22 protein-coding genes and 5 tRNA genes are annotated in these 24982 nt (G+C 68.1%); 20 read left to right on the forward strand and 7 right to left on the reverse strand.

All coding sequences use genetic code 11. The features are described 5' to 3' along the window. Positions 1–263 precede the first annotated feature (263 nt). The gene (locus K7W42_RS12365; protein WP_224575011.1) at positions 264–2726 is read right to left on the reverse strand and encodes a tetratricopeptide repeat protein; all 2463 of its coding nucleotides are present in this window, start codon (positions 2724–2726) and stop codon (positions 264–266) included. Positions 2727–3077: 351 nt separating this feature from the next. Between K7W42_RS12365 and K7W42_RS12370 the strand changes: the two genes are divergently transcribed. From K7W42_RS12370 to K7W42_RS12410, 10 genes are all read left to right on the forward strand, one after another. Continuing rightward, complete coding sequence (locus K7W42_RS12370) at positions 3078–4892, forward strand: S8 family serine peptidase (protein WP_224575012.1); 1815 nt, start codon at positions 3078–3080, stop codon at positions 4890–4892. A 296-nt stretch (positions 4893–5188) separates the two neighbouring features. Next, complete coding sequence (gene ccsA, locus K7W42_RS12375; RefSeq protein WP_157457529.1) at positions 5189–5908, forward strand: cytochrome c biogenesis protein CcsA; 720 nt, start codon at positions 5189–5191, stop codon at positions 5906–5908. Next, entirely contained in the window at positions 5901–6032 is a 132-nt protein-coding gene (locus tag K7W42_RS23005; protein WP_255449172.1) for a hypothetical protein, read from the forward strand. Before ccsA ends, K7W42_RS23005 begins: the two co-directional genes overlap by 8 nt. Then, positions 6029–6490: a cytochrome c maturation protein CcmE gene (gene ccmE / locus K7W42_RS12380; protein ID WP_224575014.1), complete on the forward strand. Its 462-nt coding sequence runs from the start codon at positions 6029–6031 to the stop codon at positions 6488–6490. Before K7W42_RS23005 ends, ccmE begins: the two co-directional genes overlap by 4 nt. A gap of 16 nt (positions 6491–6506) precedes the next feature. Beyond that, positions 6507–8480 (forward strand): heme lyase CcmF/NrfE family subunit, encoded by a 1974-nt coding sequence (locus K7W42_RS12385; protein WP_224575016.1) that lies wholly within the window; start codon positions 6507–6509, stop codon positions 8478–8480. Positions 8481–8639: 159 nt separating this feature from the next. Beyond that, a complete protein-coding gene (locus K7W42_RS12390; protein WP_224575018.1) occupies positions 8640–9215 on the forward strand; it encodes a TlpA family protein disulfide reductase in 576 nt (191 codons plus the stop codon). A 142-nt stretch (positions 9216–9357) separates the two neighbouring features. Continuing rightward, a complete protein-coding gene (locus K7W42_RS12395) occupies positions 9358–9837 on the forward strand; it encodes a cytochrome c-type biogenesis protein (RefSeq protein WP_224575020.1) in 480 nt (159 codons plus the stop codon). Further along, on the forward strand, positions 9834–10910 hold the full coding sequence (locus K7W42_RS12400; RefSeq protein ID WP_224575022.1) for a c-type cytochrome: 1077 nt from the start codon (positions 9834–9836) through the stop codon (positions 10908–10910). Before K7W42_RS12395 ends, K7W42_RS12400 begins: the two co-directional genes overlap by 4 nt. After that, positions 10907–11482: a Rieske (2Fe-2S) protein gene (locus tag K7W42_RS12405; RefSeq protein WP_224575024.1), complete on the forward strand. Its 576-nt coding sequence runs from the start codon at positions 10907–10909 to the stop codon at positions 11480–11482. Before K7W42_RS12400 ends, K7W42_RS12405 begins: the two co-directional genes overlap by 4 nt. A 4-nt stretch (positions 11483–11486) precedes the next feature. After that, the gene (locus K7W42_RS12410; protein WP_224575026.1) at positions 11487–12023 is read left to right on the forward strand and encodes a GNAT family N-acetyltransferase; all 537 of its coding nucleotides are present in this window, start codon (positions 11487–11489) and stop codon (positions 12021–12023) included. A gap of 128 nt (positions 12024–12151) precedes the next feature. On the opposite strand, the gene K7W42_RS12415 is transcribed toward K7W42_RS12410, so the two are convergent. Further along, on the reverse strand, positions 12152–12448 hold the full coding sequence (locus K7W42_RS12415) for a hypothetical protein (protein WP_224575027.1): 297 nt from the start codon (positions 12446–12448) through the stop codon (positions 12152–12154). Positions 12449–12770: 322 nt separating this feature from the next. Here K7W42_RS12415 and K7W42_RS12420 point away from each other — a divergent pair, with 322 nt between their 5' ends. Next, positions 12771–13679 carry a carbohydrate kinase family protein gene (locus K7W42_RS12420; RefSeq protein WP_224575028.1) on the forward strand — a complete coding sequence of 303 codons (909 nt, stop codon included), beginning with the start codon at positions 12771–12773 and terminating at the stop codon, positions 13677–13679. 282 nt (positions 13680–13961) lie between these two features. Here the strand turns inward: K7W42_RS12420 and K7W42_RS12425 are convergent, their stop codons facing one another. The 4 genes from K7W42_RS12425 to K7W42_RS12440 are packed head-to-tail and all read right to left on the reverse strand — an operon-like array spanning position 13962 to position 17310. Then, positions 13962–15317, reverse strand: a complete 1356-nt coding sequence (locus tag K7W42_RS12425) for an HD-GYP domain-containing protein (protein WP_369411351.1) — start codon at positions 15315–15317, stop codon at positions 13962–13964. A gap of 41 nt (positions 15318–15358) precedes the next feature. Continuing rightward, on the reverse strand, positions 15359–16138 hold the full coding sequence (locus K7W42_RS12430) for a hypothetical protein (RefSeq protein WP_224575029.1): 780 nt from the start codon (positions 16136–16138) through the stop codon (positions 15359–15361). Positions 16139–16145: 7 nt separating this feature from the next. Beyond that, complete coding sequence (locus K7W42_RS12435; RefSeq protein WP_369411352.1) at positions 16146–16664, reverse strand: mismatch-specific DNA-glycosylase; 519 nt, start codon at positions 16662–16664, stop codon at positions 16146–16148. A 49-nt stretch (positions 16665–16713) separates the two neighbouring features. Further along, positions 16714–17310 carry a sulfite oxidase-like oxidoreductase gene (locus K7W42_RS12440; protein ID WP_224575030.1) on the reverse strand — a complete coding sequence of 199 codons (597 nt, stop codon included), beginning with the start codon at positions 17308–17310 and terminating at the stop codon, positions 16714–16716. Positions 17311–17542: 232 nt separating this feature from the next. On the opposite strand from K7W42_RS12440, the gene K7W42_RS12445 reads away from it, so the two are divergent. Next, positions 17543–18463: a DUF4032 domain-containing protein gene (locus tag K7W42_RS12445; RefSeq protein WP_157457519.1), complete on the forward strand. Its 921-nt coding sequence runs from the start codon at positions 17543–17545 to the stop codon at positions 18461–18463. Between the two features lie 73 nt (positions 18464–18536). Here the strand turns inward: K7W42_RS12445 and K7W42_RS12450 are convergent, their stop codons facing one another. Beyond that, on the reverse strand, positions 18537–19865 hold the full coding sequence (locus tag K7W42_RS12450; protein WP_224575031.1) for a M17 family metallopeptidase: 1329 nt from the start codon (positions 19863–19865) through the stop codon (positions 18537–18539). 157 nt (positions 19866–20022) lie between these two features. Between K7W42_RS12450 and K7W42_RS12455 the strand changes: the two genes are divergently transcribed. The 8 genes from K7W42_RS12455 (at position 20023) to rsr (ending at position 24978) form a co-directional block, all read left to right on the forward strand. Next, complete coding sequence (locus tag K7W42_RS12455) at positions 20023–20355, forward strand: Asp23/Gls24 family envelope stress response protein (RefSeq protein WP_224575032.1); 333 nt, start codon at positions 20023–20025, stop codon at positions 20353–20355. Next, the gene (locus K7W42_RS12460) at positions 20330–21952 is read left to right on the forward strand and encodes a DAK2 domain-containing protein (protein ID WP_500786057.1); all 1623 of its coding nucleotides are present in this window, start codon (positions 20330–20332) and stop codon (positions 21950–21952) included. The genes K7W42_RS12455 and K7W42_RS12460 overlap by 26 nt, the downstream gene beginning before the upstream one ends. 521 nt (positions 21953–22473) lie before the next feature. Beyond that, positions 22474–22551: transfer RNA gene (locus K7W42_RS12465), tRNA-Leu, on the forward strand. A gap of 230 nt (positions 22552–22781) precedes the next feature. Next, a tRNA-OTHER gene (locus K7W42_RS12470) sits at positions 22782–22907 on the forward strand. Positions 22908–22931: 24 nt separating this feature from the next. Then, a tRNA-OTHER gene (locus tag K7W42_RS12475) sits at positions 22932–23072 on the forward strand. Between the two features lie 13 nt (positions 23073–23085). Then, positions 23086–23205, forward strand: a tRNA-OTHER gene (locus K7W42_RS12480). Positions 23206–23213: 8 nt separating this feature from the next. Further along, positions 23214–23288 (forward strand) — tRNA-Phe (locus K7W42_RS12485). Between the two features lie 82 nt (positions 23289–23370). Continuing rightward, on the forward strand, positions 23371–24978 hold the full coding sequence (rsr, locus tag K7W42_RS12490; RefSeq protein ID WP_224575033.1) for an RNA-binding protein Rsr: 1608 nt from the start codon (positions 23371–23373) through the stop codon (positions 24976–24978). The last annotated feature ends 4 nt before the right edge of the window (positions 24979–24982 follow it).

Consider the following 24982-nt stretch of genomic DNA (forward strand, 5'->3'; position numbering starts at 1 on the left):
GCGTGGAAAAGCAGGGCCCACTGAAAGGGCATCGGTCTCCCCTGCCACTATCCCCGTCGTTGGTCCTGTTCGCTCTGCTTCGCCACCCCACAAGCTGACGGCGACCTGGAAGCCATCTCGCGCTTCAGGACAGAGCATGGGAGCCAACCTGAGCCTCCACCCAGCCCCACTCGTCACTGGTGACCCCCGCACGAATCACCAGAGTCGAAATCCTTCTGGCTTCATTCCAGGGTAACTCTGGGCTTCAGACTCACCTGCCTCCGTCAGTCCTCCAGGCCCAGGGTCAGCAGGGTGGCCCTCAACCCGTCGCGCTCCTGCTGGGCATGGGGCTGCTCGCCCCGGTCTTCGTGCCAGCGAATCAGGGCTTCGCGGCTGGCCGTGTCGTAGGGGTCAGCGGTGATCAGGGCGCGCAGGGCGTCACGGCGGCGCACATCGTCGCCGGGCTGGGCCGCCGCGTGCAGGCGCAGGGCGTCGTGCAGCACACGCTCGGCCTGTTCTCGCTCCTCAGTCAACTCAGTGACCAGTTCGGGCAGCACACTCTGGGCCGCGGTAAAGGGCCGCAGCAATTCGGTCAGGCGGCCCAGGTCGCGTGCATGTAGGGCGCAGCGCAACTCTTCAACGTCACTGCGCACTGGAAACAGCAGGGACAGCAGCCCCCGCTCGCTGGCCACCACCGGCACCGAGAAGGCGCTGCGCAGGTGATACACCGCCGTTTGCAGGCTGGCCAGCGGATTCTTGGCCCCCGGCCAGAAGCGTTCGGCCAGCAGTTCACGCGGCTGAGGCCGTTCAGACAGGGCCAGGGCCACCAGCAGCGCCGCACTTTTGCGGGTAGGAAAATCGGCCAGACCCAGTTGCCGCCCCGCGTGGGTCAGACGCAGTGGCCCCAGCGCTTGCAGGTGCAGAGGAAACAGGGCGCGCGTGGCCTCGTCGTGCGCCAGCGCCGCCAGGGGCGCGGCAGCAGCACTCGCCAGCAGCGGCAGGTAGCCGTGCGCCTGAATCAGGGCCAGGGCTTCGCGCAGATCGTCAGGCTGGGCGCGGCGCAGCAGTGCCGAGGCCAGTTCCAGCCGCGCCTCTTCCTGGCGGGCCGCGTTAATCACGCTGTCCAGGCTCTCGTCGCCCAGCAGCGCCGATTCCAGGTCGGCGCGCAGGCCCAGGGGCCGGGCGCGGTCTAATGCCGCGCGCGCCATGTCCGGTTGACCCAGCTCCCGCCACGCCCGGACCTGAAGCAGCGCCATTTCAGCCTGCAAACTGGGGTCTTCGGCGCCGGCGAGGTCCAGCAGGGCCAGGGCCTGCCGGGGTTCGCCTCCCTGAAGGGCCAGCAGCGCCCGCAAGCGGCGCAGCCAGCCCAGGGCGCGCGGGTCCGGGTCTGCCGCCTGCACCAGCGCCGCCTCCTGAAGCAGGTCCTGGGCGGCGGCCACCTCGCCCAGCAGGGCGTGGCATTCGGCCAGGTTCAGCAGGGCCAGGGTCGCCTGCGCCGGGTGGTCAGCCCGCAGCAGCGTCAGCGCGGTACGCAGCGGCGCCAGGGCGTCTCGCAAGAGCCCGCGCCCAAAATGCAGGGTGCCCAGGGTTTCCAGGCTCTGGGCCTCGCGCCTGGGGTCGCCAGCCTCGCGGAAGGCCGCCACCGCCGCGTTCAAGCTGCGCTCGGCCTCGGCGTGCCGCCCCAGCTGCACCAGCAAGGTAGCGCGGTTGTGGTTGGCCTCGCCGGCACTCAGGCCAGGCTGCCGGGCCGCCTGGTCAAAGTCGTCCAGGGCACCTTGCACCTCGCCGCTCAGAGCGCGGACCACTCCACGCGCGTTCCAGGCCAGCGCGGCCAGGGGCGTGGACAGACCTGGGAGCGCACGGGTGTACAGTTCCTGCGCGCTGTCCAGGTCGCGCGCCGCGCGCGCCAGCAGCCCCGCAACATACAGGGCGGTGGGTTCGGCCCGCCAGAGGTCGGGCAAGACCTGAAACCGGGCCCGCAGCGTCGCCTCACCCTCGGCGCTGCGCGCGGTCTGGGCCAGCCGCTCCAGGTACTCGGGCCAGCAGGCGCCCGCCGCCAGGGTGTCCAGGGCCGCTGGATGATGCCCCCCCGCGCTCAGGGCCTGGGCGGCACACCGCACAGCCTCGGGCGCAGGCAACGGCGCCAGCCACTGGCGCAGCGCGGCTGGAAAGCGGCCTCCCGCCGGCTCGGGCCACAGCCAGCCGCCGTCCAGCAGCGCCTCAAAGTCAGTCTGGGCCACCCCCAGCGCCTCGGCCACGGCGGGGGTCACCAGATCGGCGCAGGCCAGGCGAGTGGCGGCGGCCCGCAACTGGGGCGGCGGGCACCACGGCGCCAGCAGCGCGTGGGCCTGGGGGTGCAGAGGGGCGTGCGGCTCGCCGGGAAAGGCGCGGGCCAGCGGCAGCGCCCCAGGCCAGCCGCCGAAGGCACGGAAGGTCGCCGCTGCCTGGGCTGGCGTCTGACCGGGCAGCGCCGCCTGCCACTCGCCCACGCTGACCAGCACTTCGGAGCCACTGAGGAGCAGCGGTGCGGGAGAGTCCACCGGCAGCCGTTCCAGGTCACTGCGGCGCCGGGGCAGCCAGAGCCAGGCGCCAGTGCCGTTCACCGGCACCTCTTCACTGACCTGCCGGCCCGTTGCCTGCGCCCAGGCCACCAGGCCCGCCTGATTGCCGCCCACCTCTACCGGTGCCACGACGCCGCCAGCCGCCGCTGAAAGGCGTGCCAGCAGCGCGGCGGGCAGGGGCAACATCGGCCCAGTATAGGTGCGGCGGCTCAGGCGTCTCATGGAGAGCTTGGTAATAAAGGCGGTCGTTAGACCGTACGTCCACCCGAAAGTAGAGAGGGCTTAACAGTGTCCCACAGCCATTTTCATACGGTCAAGCTCGTGTGACGTGGCCATGAAGATCAGGTGCTCCGCCTTTCAACGAGAGGCGCCCTGAGCAGCCCCCCAACAGCCTCCCGCATGACCCGCCTTTAGAAAGGCTTGAGGCTTGGCCGGGGCCTCAAGGTCACTGAGGGGATTTTGTGTTTTTTTTGAGCGCCGTTTGCTGCAATGGGGTCACTTCAAATTCCTGCGCTGTACCTTCCCAAGGAGCCTGCCATGAAGAAAGTGTCCACCACCGTTCTGGGTCTGACCGTCCTTCTTTCCGCCTGCGGCCAAAGCACCCCCCAGGGCACGGGGGCGACCGTGGCCAGCCAGACCCAGGGCCGCCTCCAGGCGCAGGGCACCGCTCTGTCGGCCTGCTCGGCGCTGTATGCCACGGCGCCGCAGGACGTGCAGGTGGACAGCACCCTGCGTTACGGCCAGGTGGGCACCCTGATTCTGTCGTTTGCCGATGACGCCAGTAAGGGCCGCGCCGTCACCTGGATGGACGCCAGCCTGCCTGTGAACCTGGGGCAGGGCCTGGGGGCCCTTGAGAACCTGCCGGTGGTGGCGGTCAAAACGCTGGTTACGCCGCAACTGGTCGAGCAGCTGAAGACCAGTCTGCCGGGGCTGGTCTCGGTTTATCAAGACGCGCCCCTGAGCTACAAGCTGGCCGAGAGCGTGAAGTTTATCGGCGCCGACACGGCCCGCACCACCTACGGCGTGACCGGGCGCGGCGTGGGCGTGGGCATCATTGACTCGGGGGTGGACGCCACGCACCCCGACCTGGCGCACACCGCCAAGAACGTCAAGCTGGTGGGCCCTGTCACGGACACCCCAGCCGGCGGATACCTGTACCTGGACCTGCCCAATACCGACACCAGCAGCGGGCACGGCACGCATGTGGCCAGCACCATCGGTGGCTCTGGCGCCGCCTCGGCGGGGGGGCGCGAGCGGCGCGGGGTGGCCCCCGGCGCCACCCTGGTGGGCGTGGGCGCGGGCGAGGGCCTGAGCATCCTGTACGCCCTGCAGGGCTTTGACTACCTGCTGAAACCCGACATCCGCGAGGCACACAACATCCGCGTGATCAGTAATTCGTGGGGCAGCAGCGGCGAATTTGCGCCGTACAACCCCATCAGCCTGGCGGCCAAACGCGCCTACGAGGCCGGCATGGTGGTCGTGTTCGCCGCTGGCAACGAAGGGCCCGGTGCCAACACCCTCAACCCCTACTCGGCCAGCCCCTGCGTCATGAGCGTGGCCGCCGGCGACAAGCAGGGCTACCTGGGTGACTTTTCCAGCCGGGGCCGCGCGGGCGACGCCCTGGTTCACCCGGACGTGACGGCCCCCGGCGTGGACATCAGCGCGGCGCGCGCCCTGACCGGCCTAGCGGCCACCACCGTGCCCGACACCGATAACCCCCGCTACAGCACCATCAGCGGCACCAGTATGGCGACCCCGCACATCAGCGGTGTGGTGGCCCTGATGCTGGAAGCCAACCCGAAGATGAATCTGGACAGCGTACTGGCCACCTTCAAGAAGACCAGCCGCAAGATGTACTACGTGGCGCAGGCCACGGGTGGCCTGGACCCCAACCAGGTGGTCGTCAAGCAGCGCGAGGAATGGGAAGTGGGCTTCGGCTACGTGGACGCAAACGCCGCCGTGCGCGAGGCCGCGCGTCAAAACCCTGCGCGCACCACGGTACAGACCACTGCGCTGCCCGGCTGGAGCGGCACGGTCAGCACCGCCGTGTGCGCCCCCACAGTAAACTGCGTGCAGAACGCCGAACACAGCCACAGCCTGGCTGTTCCTGCGGGCAGCAGCGTCCTGCGCGTGACGACCGACTGGGGCAACCCCGCCTTTGACCTGGACCTGGAGGTATATAGCCCCGCCGGGCAGCTGGTCGGTTCCAGCGCCCAGGGCACCAGCACGGGCGAGGCCGTCAGCATTCCCAACCCTGCCGCCGGCACCTGGCGCGTGGTCCTGAAGGGCTTTCTGAACGCGCCCACCACCTACACGGGCGCGGCCGAGGTGGACAAAATCGTTAGGAAGTAAGGGCAGGCCAACCCAGCTGAACGGAGGACTCGCATCCTCCGTTCGCTTTTTGCGGCAGGCATGCGCCGCCTGCACTGCTCAGGCTTACCGAACCCACGAATTACCCCGCGCCGTCCCATTGCTCCGACCTCTCCCCTGCCCCTTCTCTGGCCGCACCTGGGGACACTCGCACTTGGCCAGGAGGGCCCCCAGACGCGATGGTGGGCGAACTGGCGCCGCCCAGACCACCGCTGAGCCCGCAAGCGCCGCTTCCGGCACGGTTCATGTTCATGGCGGCGGGGCACAATAGGAGCGATATGAAACGAGACCTCACGACAACGCTGCTGGGCGCAGTCACGCTGGCCAGTGTGCTGGCTGTTCTGGGCCTGGGCCTGAGCGCGCCGCTGGACACCAACCAGGGCTCCCTGGTGCGCCTGATGTTCGTGCATGTGCCCACCGCCTGGCTGAGTTACCTGGCCTACGGCGGCACCGGGCTGTTTGGCCTGCTGTACCTCATTCAGCGCCGCCGCCACTGGGACCGCCTGGCGATGGCCAGTGCCGAAATGGGCGTGCTGTTTACCCTGGCGACCATCGTGGGCGGCATGCTGTGGGCCAAACCCACCTGGGGTACCTACTGGGTCTGGGACGCCCGCCTGACCACCACCGCCCTGAGCCTGGTGGTCTACGGCGGCTACCTGCTGATTCGGAGCCTGATTGATGACCCCGACCGGCGCGCGCGGGTCTCGGCGGTGGTGGGCATCGTGGGCACGCTGTACGTGCCTGTCAATTACATGGCCGTGGAGTGGTGGCGCGGCGTTCACCAGACCCAGACCCTCAAGCTGCTGGGCGGCATTCAGTGGAAGGCCGAATCGGTGTACCTGCCCACCCTGATGTTTGCGACCTTTACCTTCACACTGCTGTATGTCTATCTGCTGCGCCTGCGCGGCATTCTGGCGGCCCGTGAAGAAGCGCGCGAGGAACGTGAACTGACCCGTGACGACCTGAGCACCGCCGGGGTGGAGGTGGCCCGTGGATAAGTACAGCTGGTACGTGATCGTGACCTACGTGGCGTCGTTTGGAGTGCTGTTCGGCTACCTGCTGTGGATCTGGCTGAGGCTGCGCGCCGCCCAGGGCGAATCGGCGGCTGAGGCGCCCCGTTGACGGCGCCCCTGTCTCCCCTGCCACGTGCCCGGCAGCGCCGGCGCAGTCCCTGGCCAGCCGTGCTGGGCGTGACCGCGCTGGTGGGCCTGGTCGGCGCCATTGCCTTTAGCAACCTGAACAAGAGCCTGGAATACTTCGTGACCCCCACCGAGTACCAGCAGCAGCGCGCCGATCTGGAGGGCCGCCCGATTCGCATCGGCGGCCTGGTCCAGAACGCACAGTACGACCCGCAGACCCTCCAGCTGCGCTTTGTGGTGTCAGACGGTGGGGCCAGCTTTCCGGTGCAGTACACCGGGGCCGTCAGCGACCTGTTCAAAGACAACCAGGGCGTCGTGGTGCGCGGCCAGTTTCAGGGCGGCACCTTTCACGCCTCCGACCTGGTCGTCAAACACAGCGAGGAATACCGCGTCCCCGAAACCCAGGCCGAGCTGAAGGACATGCTCAAGACCACGCCGTGAAGGCGGCGCCCTGCCCATGCTGAACCTGATTTCGTTCTCGTCGAGTGCCGCTGGCGCCCTGGGGCAGCTGAGCCTGCTGGGCGCGCTGCTGTTCTGCCTGGCGGGCCTGGGGCTGGCGGTGCTGGGGGGCGTGTGCCGCGACGCCCGCCTGACCGAAGCCGCCCGCCGCGCCACCTGGGCGGTGTTTGCGCTCACCACACTGGGCACCCTGGTGCTGCTGGGCGCCCTGCTGCGCGACGACTTCTCGGTGCGCTACGTCGCCGAGCACTCCATGCGGGCCTCGCCCACCTGGATCAAGGTGACGGGGCTCTGGGGCGCGCTGGAAGGCAGCATTCTGCTGTGGGCGTGGCTGCTGGCTGGCTTTACCTTCATCCTCAGCCTGACGCTGCGGCGCGACGCCCTGCGGCCCTGGGCGCTGGCCACCATGTTTGTCAGCCTGCTGTTTTTCGTGGGCGTGTGCGCCACCGTGGCCTCGCCTTTCACGCCACTGGCCGCTGTGCCAACCGACGGGCGCGGCCCCAACCCGGCGCTGCAAAACCACTGGATGATGGCCGTTCACCCGGTGCTGCTGTACCTGGGCTTCGTGGGCCTGAGCGTGCCGTTTGCCTACGCGGTGGCGGCTCTGGTGACGGGCCGCCTGTCCGACCACTGGGTCGTGGTCACGCGGCGCTGGACGCTGGTGGCCTGGACCTTCCTGACAGCCGCGATTGTGGCCGGCGGCTGGTGGAGTTACGAAACGCTGGGCTGGGGCGGCTACTGGGCCTGGGACCCGGTGGAAAACGCCTCTTTTATTCCCTGGCTGCTGACCACCGCCTTCCTGCACTCCATTCAGATTCAGGAACGCCGGGGCCTGATGCGCTCGTGGAACGTGTGGCTGATTGTCCTGGCCTACGCCAGCACGGTGCTGGGCACTTTCCTCAACCGCAGCGGGATTGTGCAGAGCGTGCACGCCTTTGCGGGCGGGCCGGTGGGGCCCGTGTTCCTGGGCTTTCTGGCCCTGCTGCTGGTGCTGGGGACCCTGCTGGCCGCGTGGCGCGCGCCGCACCTGCGCGACGAGGCCGAGTTGCCCGGCGTGCTCAGCCGCGAAGGGGCCTTCCTGGCGGGCAACTGGCTGTTCGTGGTGTTTGCGGTGATGGTGCTGGTGGGGACGCTGTTTCCCACCTTCGTGGAAGCTGCGCAGGGCCGCCGGGACGCCAGCGTGGGCCCTGCTTTTTACAACGCCTTCGCCATTCCGCTGGGCCTGGGGCTGCTTCTGCTCATGGGCGTGGGCCCGCTGCTGCCCTGGCGCCGCGCCGATGGGCAAGGCCTGTGGCGGGCGCTACGGCCGCTGCTGGCCGCCGGCCTGGGGGCCGCTGCCCTGGCCTTTGCCCTGGGTGTGCGCCACCCCGGCGTGCTCACGACCCTGGCCCTGAGCGCCTATAACCTGCTGGGCCTGGGGCTACTGACGGTGCGCGCGGCGCGGCAGGCGGGCGGCCTGGCCCACACCCTGCGCGCCCAGCCCCGGCGCTACGGCGCCTACCTGGCCCACATTGGCCTCGTGGTGGTCGCGCTGGGCCTGGCTTACAGCGGCACCTACCGCCGCGACGCCCAGGCGACCCTGAACCTGAACCGGCCTGTGCCCCTGCTGGCCGAACGCCTGGAACTGACCGGCCTGACCACCGAAACCCGTTCGGATGGCCGCTCGGTGGTGGCCCGCGTCCGGATCGACGGCCAGCCCTACCGCGCCCGCCTGAACACCTACGTTCAGGGAGGCAACACGCCCTTTCCCGCGCCAGCGGTGCGCTATAGCCTGACCGGCGACACCTATCTGGTGGTCACCGCCGCCGACCCAGGGGGCCAGTGGGCCAGCGTGCGCCTGATTGAAAGCCCGCTGGTGTCGTGGCTGTGGTGGGGCACCCTGCTGATCTGCCTGGGGGCCAGTGTCACGCTGGTCAACCCTGTTCGCGCCGCTCGCCCAGCGGCGGCTCGCCTGGCCCCGGCCACCGACTGAGACGGCGGGCGGCGAGATGACCGTACAGTCAGAAGATCATCGCCTGCGCCGCCACCTCACCCTTCTCTGCTTCTCCTACTCACTCTGCTCCACAGCTTTCCAAGTCCGCTCGGATTCCATCCAGCAGCACGCTGGATTCAACCAGAGTCCACATGAAGGATGACTGACATGACCCAGCCTCCGCCTCCACCCGCCGCGCCGGCCTGGCGCCGCTTCGTGCCCCCCCTGATCGCCTTTGCGCTGGTGGCGGCGCTGGCCGCCGCGCTGCTCAGCCCGGCGCGTCACGCCACCACGGGCGGCCCCCTGGTGGGGAAACCCGCGCCCGCCTTTGCCCTGCGAAGCCTGGAGGGCGCAGAAGTCAGCCTGGCCAGCCTCAGGGGCCGTCCCGTCGTCCTGAATTTCTGGGCCTCGTGGTGCGGCCCCTGCCGCGAGGAAGCACCGCTGCTGCGCGAACTGAGCGAGCGGCAGAGCAGTGGCGCGGGCCTGACCGTCGTGGGCATCCTGTACAACGAGACCAACGAGCAAAATGCCCGTGACTTCATCCGCGAATACGCGCTGGCCTACCCCAACCTGAAAGACCCCAGCACTGCCGTAGGGCTGGACTACGGCCTGATTGGCATTCCTGAAACCGTGTTCATCGACGCCAGTGGCGTGGTAAAGCACTTTGACCGGGGCGGCCTGACCCGCGACAAGCTGAACGCTGGCCTCAGCGCCATCGGAGTGCCGGGGCTGTGACCGCGGCGGCCAACTCCAGTGAGGGGCCAAAAAACACCCCTCAATTCCGCTTTCGACGCTGTGTGTTACCGCCACTCACTCCGTTTGATCCAGAGTGGTTAAGGGTACCGGCCTCCACCACTCTGGGGTCTGGGATTCCGCTGTGAGGCCCATACGCCTCACTCTGCTGACCCTGGGCTTGCTGGGCGGGGCCAGCGCAGCCCCCATCCTGACCCCGGCGCAGGAGGCGCGCGCCGCCGCCATTCAGAAAAATCTGCGCTGTCCGCTGTGCGACACCGGCGAGTCCATCGCCGACTCACGCGCCGACATCAGCGCGACTATGCGCGCGGCGGTGCGGCAGCAGGTGGCGGCTGGGCGAGGTGACGGCGACATCTACCTGTTCTTTACCCAGCGTTACGGCAACTTCGTGTTGCTGGACCCGCCCAAGAGTGGGCGCAACCTGTGGCTGTGGGGCACCCCTCTGGCGGCGCTCGCGGCCGGCGGCGCCCTGCTGTGGGTCCGGTTTCGCCGGGGACCGGCCACCAGCGCGACCCCGGACGCCGCCGAGCAGCCCGACGACGCCTTTGACTCCTACCTGGCCCAGGTGCAGCGCGACACCGGCCAGGGGCGGAAGACGCCGTGACTGCGGCGGCGCTGCTGAGCCTCAGCATTCTGGCGCTGGCCCTGATGGTCTGCCTGTGGCTGGTCACCGAGCCTCTGCGCGCCGGCGCCCCCAGCGACCCAGACGCCCCGGCACGCGAGGGACTAGAGGCCGAGCGGGACCGCCTGTACACCGAGCTGGCCACCCTGACTGACGAGCGCCGCCGCCCCGACCTGGAGCGCCGGGCCGCCCTGACCCTGCGGGCGCTAGACGCGCTGCCCCCCGCTCCCCGCCCGGAGCGAGGCGGCGATGGTCGCCGGGGGCGGCAGTGGGCGCTGACCGCCCTGGGACTGTCGGCCCTGCTGGTGGGCGCCGGCGCGGTGACCTTTGTGCCGCGCTGGCAACTGGCGGCCCTGCCCGCCGGTGAGGCCGCCAACGTGCAGGCGGTGCTGAACCTGCCGGCCCTCAGGGCACGCGCCGAACGGACCCGCACCGCGCCTGACTACCTGGCCTGGGGCCGGGCGGCCTTTGACACCTCAGCCTATGACCAGGCGGTCAGTGCCTACGGCAACACCCTGAAACTCAATCCCCGCCAGCCTGAAGCGCTGCGCCGCCTGGGCATTTTGCTGCTCACACGCGGCGAGCAGGGCGGGGCGGCGCCCAGCGCAGGCGACGCGGCCCAGGCCGCGCTCCTCATCCGCACCGCCGCGCAACTGGCGCCCCAGGAACCCGAGTCGCAGCTGCTGCTGGGCTTTGCCCTGGCCCGCTTCGGTCAGGACCAAGAGGCTCTGCGTGCGCTGGAGCGCTACCGCACCCTGGACCCCCAGGGCCGCGACGCCGACGAGCTCATCAGCGCCATCCGTGCCCGCCAGACCGACAGCGATCCTGGCCTGCGTGTGTACGCGGCCAACTGCGCGTCGTGCCACGGACCAGCGGGCGGCGGCGGCATCGGCCCCAGCCTGCGCGAGTCGGTCCTGAGCCGGGACGCCCTGCGGCAAGTCACCGTGCAGGGCAAGGGCGCCATGCCAGGCTTTCCCCAGATAAGGGGCCAGGACCTAGAGGCGCTGCTGGACCTGCTGGAAGGCTGGCAGCCGGGCAAGGCCGCCGCTCCGTGAAGGCCCGCCGCGCGCCCCTGACCCGGCGGGCGCTGCTGGAACGCTGGTGGCTGCTGCCCGTGGCCGGCACGGCAGGCGCCTTTGGATACATGGGCTGGTACGCCGCGCGCGTCACGCTGGGCAAGCGCGGTGTGGGGCCAACTGAGTTTCAGGCCGGGCCGCCCCTGCGCCTGGCCGCGCTGGACCGCCTGGGCGTCCCCTGGGCCGAACACACCTTCTCCTATGCTGGTCGGCCCTGCACGCTGCTGCGGGTGCCGCGCCCCGTTGAGGGTGGCCTGAGTGCGCCGGGCGGCGTCCATCTGGCGGCCTTTTCGCGGGTCTGCACGCACCTGGGCTGTCAGGTCAATCTGGTGCGCGACCCAGAGGTGCTGGCCTTCGCCTTCAACTACCGCCCGCCCGATGGTCAGCCGCAGCTGGGGTGCCGCTGTCACTACAGTGTGTTTTCGCCCCTGCAAGCTGGACAGGCCGTGTTCGGCAAGGCCAATGGCCCGCTGCCGCGCGTGCGCCTGGAACTGCGCGGGGCAGAGGTCTGGGCCACCGGCATCGAACCGGCGCCCAGCCTGGGAGGCTAGAGACATGACGCCACTGACCTTTACCACTGGTGACCTGCGCGCCGCGTCTGGGGTGTTGCAGGCCAGCGCCGCCCAGCTTCAGGCGCGCGGCCGCCTCCTATGGCCGCCTGAAAGCCTGACCCCGGAGCGGCTGGCCCGGCACTATCCGCCCCACATATGGCGCGTGGCCTGGCGCGGCCCCCAGGCCGCCGGGACCTTCTGCCTGCTGGAGAGCGATCCCCCGTTCTGGCCTGACGACCCGCCTGGCGAGGCGCTGTATTTGCACAAGCTGGCGGTGCACCCAGAGGCGCAGGGAGGCGGCCTGGGCCCGGCGCTGCTGCGCGAGGCCGTCATCCAGACCCGCGCGGCTGGCCGCCCCTGGCTCAAGCTGGACACCGCCGCCGACCGCCCCGCGCTTCAGGCGCTCTACGAGACCTTCGGCTTTGAGCGCTGCGGACAGCGCCGCGTCTTTGAGTTCGAGGTGGTCCTGTACCGCTTGGCTGTCGTAGGGAACGCCATACACCCAGAGGATGAGTTGCCTGCCCCAGACAAGTTCGCCTGACTGTGTAGACCGGGCCAAAGCAGGGTCACGACGCTGAACTTGAATGGCAGGGCCAGCGGGCTCAGGGCAATCCCCGCCGAGCCCTCAGGCCCCTGATAGCGCTTCTCCAGGGTCGGCGATCAGGAGCGTCAGGAGCGCGTGCCGACCAACTGCGCGCCCTTGAGCAGCGCACTCTGGGCGCCGTGCAGTGTCCTGACCTGCATCTGCATGTGGGCCACGCTGGCGCGCACCAGTTCGTACTCGGCCGGGGTGGTCCAGCCGGGACGCGGAATCAGTTTCATCAGGCGCTCCAGATCATCGGCCTGGGCCAAACGCTGCACACTGTGATGGAGGGCGGCTACCTCCTCGGCCAGCGCCCTCAGGTCGTGGGGCGCGACCTGTTGCGGGTGAGCGCTACCTTTGGCAGCGGCGGTGGGTTTGGTCATGGTGGACTCCTGGGTGTGGGTGGGGAAAGGTAGGGGGCAGCGGCGGGGCAGGGGGCCGGCGCAGTGGTCTTCCCCGCAGACCACCTGGACCCTGTCCTGACGCCCATCATCAGCGGCGGCCATGACCAGCCCATGACCAGCTTCTGACAGCGGCTACCAGTTCCATTGAGGGGCCAACCGCGCCCCTCCACTCCACTTTCGCCGCTGTCTCTGACGGAGACTCACTCTGTTCGCCTCAGCGTGGTTGAGACGTATGATCCTCAACCACGCTGAGTTCCGCTGTGAGGCGCACCACGTCCTCAGGCGGGGTAGCATCGGGGGCATGTCGCTGTCGCCCCTGCCGCTAATCGTGAGTGCTGGAGAAGCCCTGACCGACCTCGTGACAGAGGGCGGGCAAGCCTGGACGGCTCATCCGGGCGGCGCCGGCTGGAATGTGGCGAGGGCCTGCGCCGCCCTGGGGGTGCCCAGCGCCTTTGCGGGCGCCGTGGGCCAGGACAACTTTGGGGATGACCTGGAACGCGCCTCGGTAGAGGCGGGGCTGGACATGCGCTTCTTGCAGCGGGTCCCGGCCCCCACCCTGATGGCGGTGGTCTACCGCGCCCACCCGCCCGCCTACCGCTTTCTGGGCGAAAACAGCGCTGACCTGCACTTTGATCCTACCCAGTTGCCGAGCGGCTGGCTGCGGGACGCCCGCTGGCTGCATGTGGGCGGCATCAGCCTCAGCCGCTGGCCCCTGGCCGATACCCTGCTGGGCCTCGTGGAAACAGCGCGCGCCGCTGGCGTGCAGATTAGCTTTGACCCCAACGCGCGCATTACGCACCGCCACCCCAATTACCCGGCGGTGTTCGAGGCGGTGGCCCGCCGCGCCAACCTGCTGAAATTCAGCGACGAGGACCTGGCCTTTTTCTTTCCCGGCCTGACCGAGGCCGATGCGCTGCAGCACTTGCGGGGGCTGAACGCCCGGGCGCCCATCGTGATCACGCGCGGCGGCGCCGGGGCCACCCTGTACCACACGGCGGGGCAGGCCACGCTGCCGGCTGTACCTGTGAAGCTGGTCGACACTGTCGGGGCCGGCGACGCCCTGTGTGCTGGGCTGCTCGTGAGCGCCACCGAACGCCCGGACGCCCTGTGGACCGAGCACCTGCACCTGGGCCTGCGCGCAGCCGCCACCGCTTGTGCCCACGCAGGAGCCTACGCCCCCACCCGCGCCGATCTGGCCGCCATGAGCTGACAACATTTGAGGGGCAGGCGGCAGGTTTGTCAGCCTTGGCAAATACGGGCCTTCCAGCCCACATGGCCCTTGGTTAAGCCGGGTTTGAAGGCTGGCCACCCCTCAGGCCACCTCTCGCTCTGCTTAGCGCTTCAAAGCAGAGAATCTTCCGCTGCTTGCACTTATGTAAATCAAGAACACCAACCCAGACCACACCGTCACTCCGATGGGCGCCGCAGTCCAGGCCCACTCGACTGACAGCCATTGTCCACCAGGGTCTGTCAAATGTCAGGCCGCCGACTCTCAGCTCACCAGGTGGGCGTCGTCGTGTTCGGCCATCATGCGCAGGAAGGCCTCCACATACTGCGGGTCAAACTGCCGCCCCGCCTGCGAACGGATCTCGCTCAGGGCGCGGTCGCGCGTCCAGGCGGGCTTGTAGGGGCGCGCGTTGGTCAGGGCGTCGAACACGTCAATCAGGGTGAACAGGCGGGCAGTGTCCGGGATGTTCTGCCCGCGCAGGCCGCTGGGGTAACCGGTGCCGTCCCAGCGTTCGTGGTGGTAACGCACCAGGTCCAGGGTCTCGGCCGGGAGAAAATGCAGGTCCTGCAACATGTCGTACCCAATGACGGTATGGGTCTGAATGACCCGGCGCTCGTCAGGGTTCAGGGGCCCGCGCTTGTGCAGCACGTCGTCAGGAATAGCCAGCTTGCCCAGGTCATGCAGGTACGCGCCCCAGCGCAGCGCCTTGACCTGATCCTCGTCCCAGCCCAGGCGGCGGGCCAGGCGCACGCTCATGCCCACCACGCGGGTGGTGTGGCCGCCGGTATCGTCGTCCCGACGTTCCAGGGCGGCGCCCAGCGACCGCAGGGTCAGGTCGTTGGCATCACGCAGGTCGCGGATGGCGTGCCACTGCCCCAGCTGTGCCCCCAGCAGGCGGGCAAAGGCGCCCACCACGCCCTTTTCATCCTCGTCAAAGGGAACCTGGGACGGGCGGGTCAGGATAATGACGCCCAGATGGTTGGACGCCCGGCCATAGACCGGGGCCACATGAAAGACGCGGCGCTGGGCCTTGTCGAGCAGCGCCAGCACCTCTTCAGCGACCCAGTGGTCTGCCTGCACACTGCGGCTGTCGTTGTCACTGGGATGAATAGGGCGCTCTAAGAAAGCGTCAAAAGCCCCCGTGGCGGCCAGAATGTGCGGTGTGCCCCGGCGGTAGGCCACGAACGCCAGGTTGGGGGCGACCTGCAACTTGTCCAGAATGCTGATGCCCGCGCGAATGATGGCCTCGGCGTCTCTAGCATCCGCCAGCCGTTCGCTGCCCGCACGCAGGGCCGCCACGGTGTTGCGCTGCCAGGTCAGTTCCCGGGCGTTGGCTTCACCACTCAGGGTCATGACGCCTAGCGTGAGCAGCGTCAACAGCGCGGCCAGCAGGTCAAAGAGCGTGGTCGCCGGGCCCGGCAGCACCAGCGCCACCACAAAGGCGGCGGCGTACCCAGCGGGCCCGGCCCAGCGCAGTGGCCCGCGCCGCCCCAGCGTCAGCGCCGTCAGCAGCAGCGCGGCGGCAATCATCAGGCCCTGCAGGTCCCGCGCGGTGGCGTAGCCCAGCAGCCCCGCCGAGGCCACCAGGAGAAGGTTCGACCAGAGGGCGGGCTGGAACACGTCAGGCAGTGTAGCACCAGGACTTAACGTCTATGAAGCATTTAACGTCCTGGGGGCGTCTTGCCCCCATCTGCGCCCGGCGCGGTTGTAGACGCATATTTTTCCTGCACAAAGACGCGCTGGGCCTGGGCCGCGCGGGCAGCGTCCTGCTCGCCTTGACGGGCAATGGACACCATGCGTTCCTCGATGACCAGCAGCGAGGCCCGCAACTCTGGTTGCTGCTGAGGCGCCGCGTGGTAGGCGTGCAGCAGCTCGGGCAGGTCAGCGCGGGCCGCCTGGCGAACGTCAAAGGCGTCGCGGGTCAGGGTGGGCAAGGCCGCCGTGGCGCGCAGGGCGCCGGCCGTGGCCTGCAAGGTGCGTTCCAGGTCGGCGCGCAGGGGCCGGGGCAGCGCACGCGCCTGCTGGTGCAGGACACGCAGGGCCTGTAAATCCTTGGCCTCTTCCGTTGGAAGTGTGGACGGCGCTGGCTGCCAGCCCATCAGCCGGCCCCGCGCCCACAGCAGCACCCCGACGGCCAGCACCAGCGTGACCCCCAAGAGCCAGCCAGCCACATCGCTGCCCGACGCCACCCCAATGGCCAGCAGCATGGCCAGTGTCCCCAGGATGGAGAGCGCCAGCACCGTCACCAGGGCCAGCACCCCCAGCCCCGCCGCGCGGCGCAGCCTCAGCCCCGACGCAGGCCGAGCCGGCGCCAGCGCCCAGGGGTCGGTCTGTGCACCCTGAACTGGCCGTAGCAGCGTGGTGGTGGCCCGCACACCCGACCGGGCCACGCGCCACACGGCTCTGGACCGCGCCGCTTTGGAAGAAGGAGGGGGGGCCATGGTACTCCTACGCGCCGCTGGGGGCGGGGGTTCCCACCTCGACCCGCAGCGCCGCAACGCGCGCCGCCAGCGCCTGCCAGGGTGCCAACTGAAAATAGGTCTGCCCCAGTGGGCTGGTGCTGGGCAATACCCAGAGTTCGGCTTCTTCCAGGGTTCCTGACTGACGGCCGTAAGGCAGCTGCCCGGTGGACACCCCCAGCACTTCTGCGGCGCCACGCTTACTCGTAAAGGCCACCAGCTGCGGGCGGTACTCGCGCAGCTTGGCCCGTAGCTCATCGGGCGCCCAGGCATCACCGGGCAGGGCGGCGTCTACCCCCGCATGCCGCTTGGCCACATCGGTCAGGCCAATGCCAAAGCGGGGCAGGCGGGCGTAGTCGTGGGGGGTCAGTTGCGTGGGGGTCAGGCCGACCTCGTGTAAGGTGCGCCAGAAACGGTTGCCGGGATTGGCGTAGTATGCCCGCGCCCGCGCACTGATGCGGCTGGGCGCCGTGCCCACCAGCACCAGCGTCAGACCCTTGTCCAGCACGTCCGGGACCAGATACTCGCCGCCGCCAGTCAGGTCCGGGGTCAGGGGCTCAGTCGTCGTCGTACCGCTCCTCCTTGAAGGGGTCGCCGCGCATGTGATACCCGTTGCGCTCCCAGAATCCCGGCTGGTCGTGGTTCATAAATTCCAGCTCGGTCAGCCACTTGGCACTTTTCCAGAAGTACAGGTGCGGCACCACCAGCCGCAGCGGGCCGCCGTGCTCAGCGTCCAGCGGCTGGCCGTCGAAGGTGTGGGCCAGCAGGTTCTCGGGCCGCACGAAATCCTCCAGCGAGAGGTTGGTGGTGTAGCCTCCCACCGAATGCTGCATCACGTGCGTGGCGCCGGGCTTCAGGCGCAGGTGATCCATCAGGTCCGTGACCCGCACGCCGGTCCAGGTGGTGTCCAGCTTGCTCCAGTGGGTGACACAGTGAATGTCATAGGTCAGGGTGGTCTGGGGCAGCGTCAGCAGGTCGGCCCAGGTCAGGGTCTGCTCCTCGGCCAGCCCAGTGATTCTGACCACCACGTCCTGCGGGGCGTACCGCTGCGTGGGACCGTAGGTCAGCACCGGAAACCGGGTGGTCAGACTCTGGCCCGGCGGCACACGGCCTCCCATATCATCGGCCGGCTTCTTGAAAAATTTGCCCAGCATGGCCCCTATTCAAGCCTGCGGGCCGCCGCCCAACCTGGACGCAGAGCACGTTTGGCCCGGAGCATGAAGTTTTTCGGTAGAGCGGGCGCAGCGGAGGCGCCGATCACACAAGGCTGACTGGCTTTGGTGTACGCTGGACACCAGCAGACCGGGGCCTTTTCTTGCTCCCCGGCAGCCTTGGCACCCCGCCTGCTTCTGACCCGTCTGTGCACGGATCACCCAGGAGTTGCCCATGTCCACCACCGACCAGGCCCGGCACGAAGTCGAGCGCGCCCGCTTTCTGAGCGACGTACGCGACATTCTGGCCCGGCTGCGCCGCCAGCCCAACGAGCTGCTGCCCTTTGACTGGGTGCGGCACCTGGCCCCCGACGGCGAGTATCCGCGCGGCCTGCAAACCATTGAAGTGGACCACATCATCGGGTCCGTGGACCGCTACCGCGAGTTTGACCGTCAGTATCTGCCCCGGGAGCGGCACCTCGACGAACGCTGGATTGGTGTCCGGGCCGCGCAGCTTCAGGGCAAGGAACTGCCGCCCATTCAGGTGTATCAGGTCGGTGGGCTGTACTTCGTCAAGGACGGCAACCACCGCGTCTCGGTGGCGCGGCGCCAGGGCCAGAAATACATTGATGCCCACGTGATCGAGCTGCACGTTACGGTGCCGCCCGAAGAAGGCGACACCCTCAAGGACCTGATTATCAAGGGGGAGTACGCGCAGTTCCTGAAAGCCACCAACCTGGACCGGGTGGTGCCGGGCCACCACGAACTGCTGTTCACCACACCGGGCCGCTACGAAAAGCTGCTGGACCACATCCGCACGCGCCAGTATTTTCTGGACCGTAAGCCGGGGCGCGCAGGCCTGCCGCCCGTCACCTGGGAAGAGGCCGTGGAAAGCTGGTACCGCCGAATGTACTGCCGGATTGTGGAGAACATCGGCAAGCATGACGTGATGGCGCGCTTTCCAGGCCGCACCGAGGCTGACCTGTACCTGTGGATTATGGATCACCGCTATTTCCTGACACAGGAAGAGGGGCGCGACGTGGGCAGCGAACAGGCCACGGTGGATTTCCGCGCCGAGCACTCCCCCCCGGCCTACCGGCGCCTGCGCCAGCGGGTGCGCCTGCTGCTGCGGGGAAAACTGGGCCCAGCGGTGTAGGAGGTTGTGGGGTGTAGGTCGTAGGTTGTGGGAAACAACCTGGGTGCTGTTCCCACAACCTCCAACCCACCTCCTACACCCTTCTCAGCACGTACTCCACCAGCGTGCCTACACCCCAGCCGGTCGCCACCTCTTCGCGGGTGGCATTGCCCGCAATATCCAGGTGGGCCCAGGGGCGCGTCACGAACTGCTGAAGGAACAGCGCGGCCTTGATGCTGGCGCCTGCCGGGACCATATCGCTGTTTCTGAGGTCAGCCACAGTGTTTTTCTGGTAGCCCTTCAGGTAGGGCTGGTGCAGAGGCAGTTCCCAGACGTATTCGCCCGCCGCGTCGGCCGCCGTCTTGAGGCGGCTGGTCAGGGCGGCGTCGCTGCTGAACAGGCCCGCGATGTCACTGCCCAGGGCGCTGACCTTCACGCCGGTCAGGGTGGCGAGGTCAATCAGTTCAGTGGCGCCTTCCTCGCAGGCCACGGTCAGGGTGTCGGCCAGCACCAGGCGGCCCTCGGCGTCGGTGTTCGTGACCTCAACGTGCAGGCCGTTGGCAGCGCGGTAGATATCGCCGGGCCGCATGGCCTGGGGCCCGACCATGTTTTCGGCGGCAGCGATGTAGGCCCGGACCTCTACCCCTTCAGGGACGTGCGCGCGCAACTCGCCCAGGGCGCGCATGGCGCCCAGCACGGCCGCCGCGCCGCCCATGTCGTTTTTCATGCCGTTCATGCCGGCCGCCGGCTTGATGGAATAACCGCCAGTGTCAAAGGTAATACCCTTGCCCACCAGCGCCAGCACCGTGCGGGCCTCGCCGCGAGCCGGTAGGGTCACGCGGATCAGGCGGGGGCCGGTGACGCTGCCGGCGGCCACGGCGGCCAGTAGACCCATCCCGCGCGCCTCAATATCGTCGCCGTCCCAGACATCCACGTCCAGCCCCAGGGCTTCCAAGGTGCAGGCCTCGCGCGCCAGGGTGGCCGGGTTCAGGACGTTGGCGGGAGCGCTCGTCAGCTCGCGGGCGAAGGTCAGACCCGCGCTCAGGGCGTTGATGCGGGCGTGGTCGCCTTCGGTCAGGCCCTCGACCAGCAGCGCTGGGGCAGAAGCCGACGCCTGACGGTAACGGCCTTCCCGCCAGCCCTCGGCCAAGGCGGCGGCGGCCAGAGCCGCGCCATGCTCGCTGGCCGGCACCTGTACCGAGGCCGCCCGGAGGTCGCGCGCGGTTCTGGCCAGCGCGGCGCCCAGCTCACGGGCCTCAGCGGCGCTGGTGGGGCGCAGGGCGGCGGCTTCATCTCCGGTGCCACTGCGCGACAGCAGCCGCACCTCGCCAGATTTGAGGCCACGGGTCAGGCGCTCCGGATGCTCGGGGGCGGCAAACACCAGCGAGAGGTCCACCTGTTCCAGCCTATTTACAAGGGGCATGGGCGGAGTAAAGCACGCCTGGGCTGGGACTGTTCAGACGGGCCAGACAGAGGCGGCACACGCCACTCGTCCTCATTCCTTCTGACTCACGCCCGGCTCCCTGAGTCTCCTCTCGCCCTACAGCCCATCCTCAGCGCCCCGTATACTGCCCCTTACTGTGAACGGCTCCATTCAAATCACCGAGGCGGCGCTGGCCTCGCTTATCGGCCTGACCGCCCATGAAGTGCCGGGCGTGGTCGGCATGGCCCCCGCCAATCTCAAAGAAGGCCTCAGCCGCGTGCTGGGCCGCGCGCAGGTCAGTGACGGCGTGGTCATCGGCAAGGACGGCGCACGCTACACAGCTGACCTGTACGTCGTCGTGGCCTACGGCGTCAGCATTCCCACCGTGGCGCGCAACATTGCCGAGCGCGTGGAGCACACCGTCAAAACCCAGGCCGGCGTGGAGCTTGCCGCTATCCGCGTGCATGCCGTGGGGGTGCAGCGTGTCTGAAGCCCACCGCCACCTGAACCCAGCCGACCTGGCCCGCATGCTGCGCTACGCCACCGACTGGCTGGGCGTCTACCGCGAACAGGTCAATGCCCTGAACGTGTATCCGGTTCCCGACGGCGACACCGGCACCAACATGCACCTGACCATGCAGTCGGTGCGCCGCGAACTGGACACCTGCGAGGAAACCAGCATGCCGCAGGTCGCCCGCGCCATCAGTTACGGCGCGCTGCTGGGCGCGCGCGGCAACAGCGGCGTGATTCTGTCGCAGCTGCTCAAGGGCTTTGCCGAGGTCATCAAGGACCAGAAGGTGGTGGACGCCCCCACGCTGGCCCGCGCTTTTCAGGCCGCCCAGCGGGTGGGCTACGGCGCGGTCATGAAGCCCGTGGAAGGCACCATCCTGACCGTGGCGCGCGGCGTGGCTGAGGGCGCACGCGGCGACGACATCGAAACCGTGCTGGAGCAGGCGCTCTTTAAGGGTCAGGAACTGCTGGATCAGACCCCCGAGATGCTGCCGGCCCTGAAACAGGCCGGCGTGATTGACAGCGGCGGCCAGGGCTACCTGTACATCGTGCAGGGGATGCTGGCGCAGCTGCGCGGCGAGGCGCTGCCCCCGGCCCCCGACATCACCTCGTATGCCCAGGAGCAGTTCGAGAACGAGGAGTTCGGCTTCTGCACCGAATTCCTGATGAGCGAGGCCACCAAGCCTATTGAGGAGATCCGCGAATTGGTGACGCCGTTTGGCGACAGCCTGCTGGTGGTGGGCGCTGAAGGCTACGTCAAGGGCCACATCCACACCAACGAGCCGGACCAGCTGCTGGCGACGGTCGGCCGCTACGGCAAGATGCTGAAAACCAAGGTCGAGGACATGAGCGAGCAGCACACCGAGATCCTGGGCATGGCGGGGTCAGCCGCGCGCGCCGAGGAAGAGGTGCCGGCCAGTGGCCTAGTGGCGGTGGCCAGCGGCTACGGCCTGGTCAAGCTGTTCCGCAGCCTGGGGGCGCGCATCGTCTCTGGTGGGCAGACCGCCAACCCTAGTGTGCAAGACATTGTGGACGCGGTGCGCTCGGTGAGTGCCGAACGAGTCGTCATTCTGCCCAACAACAAGAATGTCCTGATGGCCGCCGAGAAGGCGATGGAACTGATGGAAGGCCGCGCCGTCGTAGTACCCACCCGCACGCTGGGACAGGGGATGGGCGCAGCGCTGAACTTCAGTCCCGACACGCCCGCCGAGGACCTGAAAGAGGCCATGACCGAGGCCGCCGGGGCCGTCACCACCCTGGAAGTCACACGCGCCAGCCGGACCACGAACATCACCGTGAAAGATGGCCGCACCCTGGACATCAAAGAAGGCGACGTGATCGGCCTGATGGACGACGAACTGGTGCAGAGCGGCGGCAGCCCAGACGACAGTGTGCTGGAGATGTTGGGCCGCCACTACGAAGGCCAGGAAATCATTACTGTCTTCGGTGGCCCGCAGAAAACCCAGGACGACCTGGACGCCCTGGCCGACCGAATTGGCGCCGCGCACGCCGGTGCCGAGATCGAGACCCACCTGGGCGGCCCCGACCTGTACGACTATCTGGTCACGCTGGAATAACGGGCAGAGCGCAGAAGGCCGGGGCACATACGCCCCGGCCTTCGCGCTTTGGCTTAGTGCCGGGGTGCGCCGAACGGCGAATGTGGCGCGCGCCGCCTGGCCTCTACACTTGCCCACATGCCCGCAGACCGGGCCGAAGGCGCAGGGTTACCTGTCAACGTCCCCTACGCCGCTCACTTGCCCGGTCTGCCTGCACCTCATCAGCGCTTGAATACGCCTGAGATTTGCTCAGAACCCGCCCGTTCAATTCTGGTTAGGTGAACCATTTCTCTGGGTGGGCCGAAGGTCGTGAGTTCTCCCTTTCCAGGAAATCCCCTCACGGCTCTGCCTTGTCCACCCCCTATCACGCAGGTTTCTTCTAGTCAGCAAGATGCCCGGCAACCGCCGGGAGACGGCGGTGTAATTCCGACCACCCTGCTCCACGGGACTTCACGTCCCTTTTGCACACCCTTGCCCAGTCTGTGGGCCGAAGCACAAGGGTTCTCTTCCCGACCGCTCCGGCCCCCACGAGGTCTCCCTATGCTCCGGTATCCCAACTTGGTAGAGGACCACGGCTCAGAACCGTGTCAGTGCTGGTTCAAATCCAGCTCGGAGCACCAGCCCCTCGCAGGGCAGCGCCTGATGGGTATCACGGCCCCGCAGCTTTCCACACCCCGTTTGGGCCGCAGCTTGAGGATGAGTGGTGTTCCTGGTCGGAATCCAGATACCCAACCTGCCAGCCGGAGACGAAAGTTTCGTTCCCCACAGTCAGGTAGCGTAGATCATTCGCCGCGCAGAGTTGGCAATGTTTTGCCTTCAGGTCAGTCTAGATCCACCCATTCTTGAACATGCAGCGGGTATCTCAGTTGGCAGAGCCATTGGCACCAGCTTTCACACCTATTTGTCCACCTCTGGGCCGCTGTGAAAGGTTACCTCTTCATCAATAGGTCGCGGGTTCGACTCCCGCCCCGCTGCACCCCTTCTTCGCAACATCACCGTGGGGACGGTGGTGGAACTGGTAGACACGAACGTTTGCTTCCTCTGGGAAGCTTTGCCTTGGCACCACCTTGCCCGTTTTCCGGGCCGACCGCGAAGGCTTATAGGGAACATTTTCCTGCGGGTTCAAATCCTGCCCGTCCCCAACCCCTTTTTTTGGAACGGTAGCTCAGTGGGTAGAGCACTTGCCAGCGCCGCACCTTGCCCTCTAGGGCCGATGGCACCTGGCTTATCGACTGTTAATCGAGAGGTCGTGGGTTCGACTCCCACCCGTTCCACCTCACATGAACCGGTGGCTCAGATGGCAGAGCGGCTGATTAAAGCTCAGCAGGCGTAGGTTCGATTCCTGCCCGGTTCACCACCCAGGCGATGAGCGCCGGGTTCGCCGCTGGCGCATATCCAGCACCCATCTCCCCTGCCCCCACGAAGGAGGGCCGATTCCCATGAAGAACCTGCTGAACGCGATCACCCCTGCCCGCCGCCCCCAGACTGAACAACTTGACCCGCGCCAGGTGAAGAACAACGCTGGTGGGTTCGTTTACGGCCTGAGCGACGAGGCCCGGCTGACGCGCTTTCTGATCCTGGGAACAGAGGGAGGCACCTTCTACACTGCAGAACGGGCCCACACCGTTCAGGCTACTGAGTTCGTGAAGACCTTCGTGCAGGTGGACGCTGCGGCGGCCCTGCGCGTGACGTTAGACGTGGTACGCGCTGGCCGGGCGCCCAAGACAGACCCTGCACTACTGGTGCTGGCGCTGATCGCCAAGACGGCACCGGGCGCTGCCGACCGCCAAGCCGCCTGGGCCGCGCTGCCCGAGGTCGCCCGCACCGGCACTATGCTGCTGCACTTTCTGGCGTTTGCGGACGCTCTGGGCGGTTGGGGCCGTCTGACCCGCCGGGGCGTGGCGAACGTTTACGAGACCGCCGATGTGAGCAAGCTGGCCCTGTGGGCGGTGAAGTACAAGAGCCGCGACGGCTGGAGCCAGCGCGACGCCCTGCGCAAGAGCCACCCCAAGACAGTGGATGCCGAGCGCAACGCGGTGCTGAAGTTCATGGCCGGCGGCGCGCTGCCCGAGCTGGGCGCCGATGTGAGTGCGCCCGCCCTGCGCGTGATTGAAGGCCACCTGCTGGCGGCCAGTGCCACGACCGACCGGGCCGCCGCCACACTGATGCAAGGCTACAGCCTACCCATTGAAGCGGTGCCTACACATCTGCGCGGCGCCGAGGTCTACCGCGCGGCGATGCAGACCAACGGCCTGACCTGGCTGCTGCGCAACCTCGGCAACCTGGGCCGCGTGGGCGTCCTGACAGTGAATGACCGTGACACCGTGCAGAGTGTGGTCGAGCTTCTGACCAACCTCGAAGCTCTAAAACGCGGGCGCATTCACCCGCTGGATGTGTTGAAGGCCCGTCTGGTCTACGCCCAGGGACGCGGCGTGAAAGGCAAGGGCGAATGGCTGCCGGTGCCGAGCGTGGTGGACGCACTGGAAGACGCCTTTCACCGGGCCTTCGGCAATGTGCAGGCGGCGGGCACACAGCACCTGCTGGCACTGGATGTCTCGGGGTCCATGACCTGCGGGCAGGTAGGCGGTGTCCCTGGCCTAAGCCCCAACATGGCCGCCGCCGCCATGAGCCTGGTGGCCCTGCGCACCGAGCCGAGCGCCCTGACGATGGGTTTTGCTGGGCAGTTCCGGCCCCTGAACATCACGGCGCGCGACACGCTGGAAGCGGCCATGCGTAAGGCCCAGAGCGCCAGCTTTGGCCCCACTGACTGCGCCCAGCCCATGCTGTGGGCCGCCCAACAGAAGCTCCAGGTGGACACCTTCGTGGTCTACACCGACAACGAAACCTGGGCTGGAGCGGTTCACCCGACCGCCGCACTGGACCGCTACCGTCAGAAGATGGGCATCGGCGCGCGCCTGATCGTGGTCGGCCTGACCGCCACCGGGTTTACCATCGCGGACCCCAACCGCACCGACATGCTAGACGTGGTGGGCTTCGATTCGGCAGCGCCGGGCGTGATGGCGGACTTCGCGCGGGGAGCGTTGTAAGGCG

This window comes from Deinococcus betulae (assembly GCF_020166395.1).
Taxonomy (GTDB): domain Bacteria; phylum Deinococcota; class Deinococci; order Deinococcales; family Deinococcaceae; genus Deinococcus; species Deinococcus betulae.